Raw genomic sequence first — 8,467 nt, 5'->3', positions numbered from 1 at the left:
AGGAGGACACCACCATGACGAACCCGTTCGAGGACGACAACGCCGGCTACCTGGTGCTCGCCAACGACGAGAACCAGCACTCGCTCTGGCCGGTCTGGATCGACGTGCCGGCCGGCTGGACCACCGTCCACGGCGAGGACACCCGCCAGGGCTGCCTCGACCACATCGAGGCCAACTGGACCGACATCAGGCCCGCGAGCCTGGTCGCCGGTCTCGACCGGGCGTGAGCGCCACCATGCTGACCTGGGACCTCACCCCCGGCCGCCCGGCCCTGACCCGCGTACCGCGGACCGCCGACATCGGCGAGGCCTGCGACTGGCTGCGCGAGAACGAGACCGAGCTCACCGCGGCCCTGCACCGGCACGGCACGATCTTCCTGCGCGGCCTGCCGGTCGCCGGCACCGAGGACGTCGCCGCCGTGCGCGACGTGCTCATCCCGGAGCCCACCCCGTACCGGGAGAAGGCCACCCCCCGCAGCGACTTCGGCAACGGCGTCTTCTCGTCCACCGACCTGCCGCCCGCCCAGTCGATCCGGATGCACAACGAGAACAGCTACACGCTGACCTTCCCCGGCCGGCTGCTGTTCGCCTGCCTGATCGCCCCGGAGGAGGGCGGCGCCACCCCGACCGCCGACTGCCGCCGGGTGCTCGCCGGGCTCCCCGACCACCTGGTCGACCGGATGCGGTCCTCCGGCTGGACCCTCACCCGCACCTACTCGGACTACATCTCGCTCGACTGGCGCACCGCGTTCAACACCGGGGAGCGCTCCGAGGTGGAGGACTACTGCCGCGAGAACGGCATCTCCTGGGAGTGGCAGCCGGACGGCAACCTGCGCACCAGCCAGCTGCGCCCCGGCACGATCAGCCACCCGGGGACCGGCGAGGAGGTCTGGTTCAACCACCTCGCCTTCTGGAACGAGTGGTCGCTCGACCCGGACATCCGGGAGGCGATGATCGACGAGTTCGGCCCGGACGGGTTCCCGTTCAACACCGGTTTCGGCGACGGGAAGCCGCTCGGCCGCGAGGACGTCGAGGCGCTCAACGAGGCCTACCGGGCCGCGACCGTCCGCGAGACCTGGCAGGTCGGCGACGTGATGCTGGTCGACAACGTGCTCTGCGCCCACGGCCGGGACCCGTTCCGCGGCGACCGCCGGATCGCCGTCGCCATGGGCCGCCCGGTGGACGTCCTGGACTGCCGCCCGAGCGTGCTCCCCACCGTGGTCCCCGCCTAACCGGCCCGAACACCCCGCCGTGACGTGAGTAGAGGAAGCACCGTGATCCCGGTTTCGTACGCACAACAGCGTCTCTGGCTGATCGACCAGATCGAAGGGCCGACCGCGCTCTACAACCTGCCGTTCGCGGTACGCCTGCGCGGCGGGCTCGACACCGCCGCGCTGCGCGCCGCCACGGCGGACGTGGTCACCCGCCACGAGGCGCTGCGGACGGTGTTCCCGGTGGTCGCGGGGGTGCCGGTGCAGCAGATCGTGCCGTCGCACGAGGCGGAGCCCCGCTTCGAGACGGTCGACTGCGCCCCGGCCGACTACCCCGGCCTGCGGGACGCGGCGGCGGCCCACACCTTCGACCTGGAACACGAACTGCCCATCCGGGTCACGGTCTTCTCTCTCTCCTCCACCGAGCACGTGCTGCTGGTGGTGCTCCACCACATCGCCGGCGACGGCTGGTCGCTCGGGCCGCTCCTGCGCGACCTCGCCACCGCCTACCGGGCGCGGCTGGCCGGCACGGCCCCCGACTGGGAACCGCTGCCGGTGCAGTACGCCGACTACGCCCTCTGGCAGCGCGAGCTGCTCGGCGACGAGCAGGACCCGCAGAGCCTGCTCGCCCGCCAACTCGACTACTGGCGGGCGACCCTGGCCGGTCTGCCGGAGGAGCTGGAGCTCCCCGCCGACCGCCCCCGGCCACCCGTGCCCAGCGCCGCCGCCGACGCCGTGGCCTTCGGGTACGGCGCCGAACTGCACACCGCCCTGGTCGACCTGGCCCGGCAGCACCGGTCCACCCTGTTCACCGTCCTGCAGGCCGGCCTGGCCGCCCTGTTCACCCGGCTCGGGGCCGGCACCGACATCCCCCTCGGCACCGGTGTCGCCGGCCGCTCCGACGAGGCCCTGAACGACCTCGTCGGCTTCTTCGTCAACACCCTGGTGCTGCGCACCGACACCTCCGGCGACCCGGGCTTCGCCGAACTGCTCCGCCGCGTCCGGGAGTCGCAGCTCGACGCGTACGCCCACCAGGACGTTCCGTTCGAGCGCCTCGTCGAGGAGCTCAACCCCACCCGGGTGTCCGGCCGCCATCCGCTGTTCCAGGCGCTGCTCGTCCTGCAGAACAACGACGAGGCCGAACTCGGCCTGCCGGGCCTGGAGTCGGTGTCCGAGCCGATCGGCCTGCGGGTCGCCAAGTTCGACCTCAACATCGGCATCACCGAGCGGTTCGGCCCGGACGGCGCGCCCGCCGGCCTCAGCGGCTCCGTCGAGTACGCGGCCGACCTGTACGACCGCGCCACCGTCACCGTCCTGTTCGACCGGCTGGGCCGGCTGCTGGCCGGCGCCGCGGCCGACCCCGAGGCACCGATCGGCAGCCTCGACGTGCTCGCCCCCGAGGAGCGGGGGCGCATCCTGACCGACTGGAACGACACCGCGGCCCCCCGCCGCACCGGGGCGCTCCCGCAGCTGTTCGCCCGGCAGGCCGCCCGCACCCCGGACGCGGTCGCGCTCACCCACGACGGCGGCACCGTGTCGTACGCGGCGCTCGACTCCCGGGCCAACCGGCTCGCGCAGCACCTGATCGCCCTCGGGGTCCGGTCCGAGACCCCGGTCGCGATGCTGATGGAGCGCTCGGTCGACGTGGTCGTCGCCACCCTCGCCGTCCTCAAGGCCGGCGGCTGCTACGTGCCCATGCACGCCAGCCTGCCGCCGGACCGGATGGCCGCCGTGCTCGCCGACACCGGCGCCCCCGTCCTGCTCACCGACCGCGCCGACCCGGGCTTCGCGCACGGCGCCGCGGTGGTGCGCCCCGGCGACGAGCACGGCGCCGCCGACACCGACCCGGGCGTCGCCGTCCACCCCGACCAGCTCGCCTACGTGATGTACACCTCCGGCTCGACCGGTGTGCCCAAGGGCGTCGCCGTCCGGCACCGCGACGTGGTCGACCTGGCCGCCGACCGGCGCTGGCAGGACGGCCGCCACGAGCGGGTCCTGCTGCACTCCCCGCACGCCTTCGACGCCGCCACCTACGAGCTCTGGACGCCCCTGCTGGCCGGCGGCACGGTCGTGGTCGCCCCGCCGGGCGCCCTGGACGCCGGCGCCCTGCGCGCGGTGACGGCCCGGCACCGGGTCACCGCCGTGTTCCTCACCAAGGCGCTGTTCGACCTGGTCGCCGAGGAGGCCCCGGAGACCTTCGCGGCGCTGCGGGCGGTCTGCACCGGCGGCGAGGCCGCCTCCGGCACCCTGCTGCGGCGGGTCCTCGACGCCTGCCCCGAGCTGCTGCTCGCCCACGTCTACGGCCCGACCGAGGCCACCACCTTCGCGACCTTCCACCACCTGCGCGCCGCCGACCTGGACGGCCCCCGGGTGCCGATCGGCGGCCCGCTCGACAACATGCGGGCCTACGTCCTGGACGCCCGGCTGCAGCCGGTCCCGGCCGGCGTCCCCGGCGAGCTGTACGTGGCCGGCGCCGGCCTGGCCCGCGGCTACTGGCGGCGGCCCGGCCTCACCGCCGAGCGCTTCGTCGCCTGCCCGACCGGCAGCGGCGAGCGGATGTACCGTACCGGCGACCTCGTCCGGTGGCGGGCCGACGGGGCCGTCGAGTTCCTCGGCCGGATCGACGGCCAGGTCAAGCTGCGCGGGTTCCGGATCGAGCTCGGCGAGATCGAGGCCGTGCTCTCCCGCCACCCCGCCGTCCGCCAGGTCATCGTGATCGCCAGGGAGGACCGCCCCGGCGACACCCGGCTGGTCGGCTACTGCACGGCCGACACCTCCCCCGACAGCGCCGCCGAAACCTCTTCCGACACCTCCCCCGACACCGGCTCCGACCTCGCCGCCGAGCTGCGCCGGTTCGCCGCCGAGAGCCTGCCCGGCTACATGGTCCCCTCCGCCGTCGTCGTCCTGGACTCCCTGCCGCTCAACGCCAACGGCAAGGTCGACCGGCGGGTCCTGCCCGCCCCCGACCTCGGCGCGACCGGCGACGGCCGCGCCCCCCGGGACGAGCGCGAGCAGACCCTGTGCGCCCTGTTCGGCGAGATCCTCGGCATCGACGACATCACCATCGACGACGACTTCTTCGAACTCGGCGGCCACTCCCTGCTCGCCACCCGCCTGGTCGGCCGCGCCCGGACGGAACTCGGCGTCGAACTCTCCATCGGCGACCTCTTCCAGGCCACGACGGTCGCCGGCCTCGCCGCCCGCCTCGCGGACTCCGTGGGCCCGGCCGCCACCCCGGCCAGGCCCGCGCTGCGCCCCGGCCCCCGCCCCGACCGCCTGCCGCTCTCCTTCGCCCAGCGCCGCCTCTGGTTCCTCGGCCAGGCCGAGGGCCCGGCCACCACCTACAACGTCACCCTGGCGCTGCGGCTGCGCGGTCCGCTGGACGCGACCGCCCTGGAGCAGGCCCTCGGCGACGTCGTCTCCCGGCACGAGGCCCTGCGCACCGTCTTCGGCGAGCACGACGGCGTGCCCTACCAGCAAGTGCTGGCCGAGCCGCCCGCCGCCCTGCTCACCCGCACCGACCGCCCCGCCGCCGACCTGGTCGGCCACACCTTCGACCTCGCCACCGAGGTGCCGATCCACGCCTACCTGCGCCCGGAGGGGCCGGACGAGCACGTCCTGGTGCTGGTCGTGCACCACATCGCCGGCGACGGCTGGTCGCTGCGCCCGCTGTTCGGCGACCTCGCCGAGGCCTACCGGGCCCGGCTCGCCGGCGCGGCACCGGGCTGGGCACCGCTGCCCGTCCAGTACGCCGACTACACCCTCTGGCAGCACGAGCTGCTCGGCACCGAGAGCGACCCGCAGAGCCTGGGCGGGCGCCAGCTCGCCCACTGGCGCGAGGCCCTGGCCGACCTGCCGGACGAGCTCGCGCTGCCGCTGGACCGCCCCCGCCCGCCGGTCGCCTCCCACCGCGGCGAGGTCGTCCCGATCGAGCTGGGCGCCGACCTGCACGCCCGGCTGACCGCCCTGGCCGCCGACCACGGCGTCACCCTGTTCATGGTGCTCCAGGCCGCGTACGCCACCCTGCTGCACCGCTTCGGGGCCGGCCCCGACATCGCGATCGGCACCCCGCTGGCCGGCCGCCTCGACGAGGCCGTCGAGGACCTGGTCGGCTTCTTCGCCAACACGCTGGTGCTGCGCACCGACCTCTCCGGCCGGCCGGCCTTCGCCGAGCTGCTGGGCCGCGTCCGGGAGGGCGACCTCGCCGCGTACGCCCACCAGGACGTGCCCTTCGAGCGCCTCGTCGAGGAGCTCAACCCGGCCCGCTCGCTGGCCCGCCACCCGCTGTTCCAGGTGATGCTGGCCTTCGACAACACCGCCGACGCCGGACCCTCGTTCCCCGGGGTCCAGGCCGAACACGAGCCGGTCGGGTTCGGCACCGCCACCTTCGACCTCACCCTCAACCTGGTCGAGCAGCACCACCCGGACGGCACCCCCGCCGGACTCGGCGGCGGCCTGGAGTACGCGACCGACCTCTTCGACCACGCCACCGCCGAGCGGCTCGCCGCCGCGCTGGCGCGGATCCTGGAGCAGGCCGCCGACGACCCCTCCCGCCCGGTCGGCACCCTGGAGGTGCTGGGCGACGCCGAACGCGAGGCGCTCGCCCGCTGGAACGGCGCCCCGGCCACCACCCCGGCCGACACCGCGACCGCGCCCTTCGTCCCGGCCGTCTTCGAGGCGCACGCGGCGCAGGCACCGGACGCGACGGCCCTGGTCCACGGCGCCGAGGCGCTGACCTTCGGCCGGCTCAACAGCCGGGCGAACCGGCTGGCCCGCGCCCTGGTGGCGGCGGGCGTCGGCCCGGACTCACTGGTGGCGCTCGCACTGCCGCGCTCGGTGGAGTCGGTGGTCGGCATCCTCGCGGTACTGAAGGCCGGGGCGGCGTTCCTGCCGCTGGACGCCGAGTACCCGGTGGACCGCCTCGCCCACATGCTGGCGGACTCCCGGCCCGCGGTGGCCCTCACCAACGACGGCTGGCCGCTGCCCGAGGCGCTGGACGGAGTCCCGGTGCTGCGCACCGACGAGGAGCTGTGGGCCGGGCTGCCCGCCGAGGACCTGCCGGTCCGCGCGGCCGCCGACCACGCGGCGTACGTCATCTACACCTCCGGTTCGACCGGCCGCCCCAAGGGCGTCGTGGTCGGCCACGGCGGCCTGGCCAACCTGCTGGCCTTCCACCGCGCCGAGACCATCGACACCGCCCGCCGGGCCCGCCCCGGGCGGCCGCTGCGGATCGCGCTGACCGCCTCGCTGTCCTTCGACACCTCGCTGGAGGGCTTCCTCTGGCTCGCCGCCGGCAACGAGCTGCACCTGGTCGGCGACGACCTGCGGCGCGACGCCGGGGCCGTCGTCCGGTACGCCGAACAGGCCCGGATCGACGCCCTGGACCTCACACCCACCTACGCGGACCAGCTGATCGAGGAGGGCCTGCTGACCCGCTGCGCGCCCGCGGTGCTGCTGCTCGGCGGCGAGGCCGCCGGCCAGTCGCTCTGGACGACGCTGCGGAACACCCCCGGCACCATCTCGTACAACATCTACGGCCCGACCGAGTGCACCGTCGACGCGCTGTACTACCGACTGGCCGACAGCGAGCGGCCGATGATCGGCCGACCGCTCGCCAACCTCCGCGCGTACGTGCTGGACGAGCACCTCAACCCGGTGCCCACCGGGGTGCCCGGCGAGCTCTACCTCACCGGCGTCGGCCTCGCCCGCGGCTACCTCAACCGCCCCGCCCTCACCGCCGAGCGCTTCCCCGCCTGCCCCTTCGAGCCCGGCGCCCGGATGTACCGCACCGGCGACCTCGCCCGGCGGCGCCCGAACGGCGACCTGGAGTACCTGGGCCGCACCGACCACCAGGTCAAGATCCGCGGCTTCCGGATCGAGCTCGGCGAGATCGAGGCCACCCTGACGGCGCACCCGGACGTCCTCCAGGCGGCCGTCCTGCCCCACCAGGGCGGGCCGGGCGGCACCCGCCTGGTCGCCTACGCGGTGGGCGGACCGGCGCTGGACCCGGCCGAGCTGCGCACCTTCGCGGGCGCCTCGCTGCCCGCGTACATGGTGCCCGCCGCCGTGGTGCTGCTGGACGCACTGCCGCTGAACGTCAACGGCAAGCTGGACCGCACCGCCCTGCCGGACCCGGACTTCGCGGCGTTCATCGGCGGCCGGGCGGCCCGTACGCCGCAGGAGGAGATCCTCTGCGGACTGTTCGGGGAGGTGCTGGGCCTCGACACCGTCGGCATCGACGACGACTTCTTCGACCTCGGCGGCCACTCGCTGCTCGCGACGAAGCTGCTCAGCCGGGTGCGGTCGGTGCTGGGCGCCGAGTTGGGCATCCGGGACGTCTTCGAGGCGCCCACCGTGGCCGGACTCGCCGACCGGCTGGCCTCGGCCGACACCGACCGCCCCGTCCTGGTGGGCGGCCGTGAACGCCCGGAGCGCCCGCCGCTCTCCTTCGCCCAGCAGCGGCTCTGGCTGATCGACCGGATGGAGGGCCCCAGCGCCCTCTACAACACCCCGCTGGCCCTGCGCCTGTCCGGCGAGCTGGACACCCGGGCCCTAACGGCCGCCCTCGGCGACGTCATCGCCCGCCACGAGAGCCTGCGCACCGTCATCGCCGAACTCGACGGCGAACCCCACCAGCGGATCCTGCCCGCGACCGAGGCCCCGGTGACGGTCGAGGTGCGGGACTGCCGGCCGGAGGACGTCGACGGCGAGGTCGACCTGGCCTCCCGCCGCCCGTTCGACCTGGCCGCCGAACCGCCCGTGCGGACCACCCTGCTGCGGGTGGCGCCCGAGGACCACGTCCTGGTGGTGGCCCTGCACCACATCGTCAGCGACGGCTGGTCGATGGGCCCGCTGCTGCGCGACCTCGCCGAGGCCTACGCGGCGCGCCGCGACGGCGAGGAGCCCGGCTGGGCGCCACTGCCCGTCCAGTACGCCGACTACGCGCTCTGGCAGCGCGAACTCCTCGGCACCGAGGACCGGCCGGACAGCCTGCTCTCCCGCCAACTCGCCTACTGGCGCCAGAACCTGGCCGACCTCCCGGAGGAGCTCACGCTGCCCGTGGACCGTCCGCGCGGCGCCGGGGCCGACCACCCCGGCGACCGGGTGGCGCTGCCGCTGGACGCCGAACTGCACCGCCGCCTGGTGGAGTTGTCCCGCGAGCACCGGGTCACGCTGTTCATGACCCTGCAGGCCGCCCTGGCCGCCCTGCTGACCCGGCTCGGCGCGGGCACCGACATCCCCGTCGGCTCGGTGGTC

Annotated in this window: 3 protein-coding genes; all 3 read left to right on the top strand. The window is 75.0% G+C overall.

All coding sequences use genetic code 11. From position 1 onward, the window contains the following. Positions 1 to 14 precede the first annotated feature (14 nt). Complete coding sequence (locus ACFVVX_RS29450) at positions 15 to 227, top strand: MbtH family protein (RefSeq protein WP_387949944.1); 213 nt, start codon at positions 15 to 17, stop codon at positions 225 to 227. Between the two features lie 8 nt (positions 228 to 235). Next, the gene (locus ACFVVX_RS29445) at positions 236 to 1,231 is read left to right on the top strand and encodes a TauD/TfdA family dioxygenase (protein ID WP_387950073.1); all 996 of its coding nucleotides are present in this window, start codon (positions 236 to 238) and stop codon (positions 1,229 to 1,231) included. A gap of 42 nt (positions 1,232 to 1,273) precedes the next feature. Continuing rightward, on the top strand, positions 1,274 to 8,467 hold a 7,194-nt coding region (locus ACFVVX_RS29440; protein ID WP_387949942.1), incomplete at its 3' end, for an amino acid adenylation domain-containing protein.

Source organism: Kitasatospora sp. NPDC058170 (genome assembly GCF_042883905.1).
Taxonomy (GTDB): Bacteria; Actinomycetota; Actinomycetes; order Streptomycetales; family Streptomycetaceae; genus Kitasatospora.
Note: the sequence above shows the minus strand (reverse complement) of the source record. Positions and strands in the feature narration are given on the sequence as shown.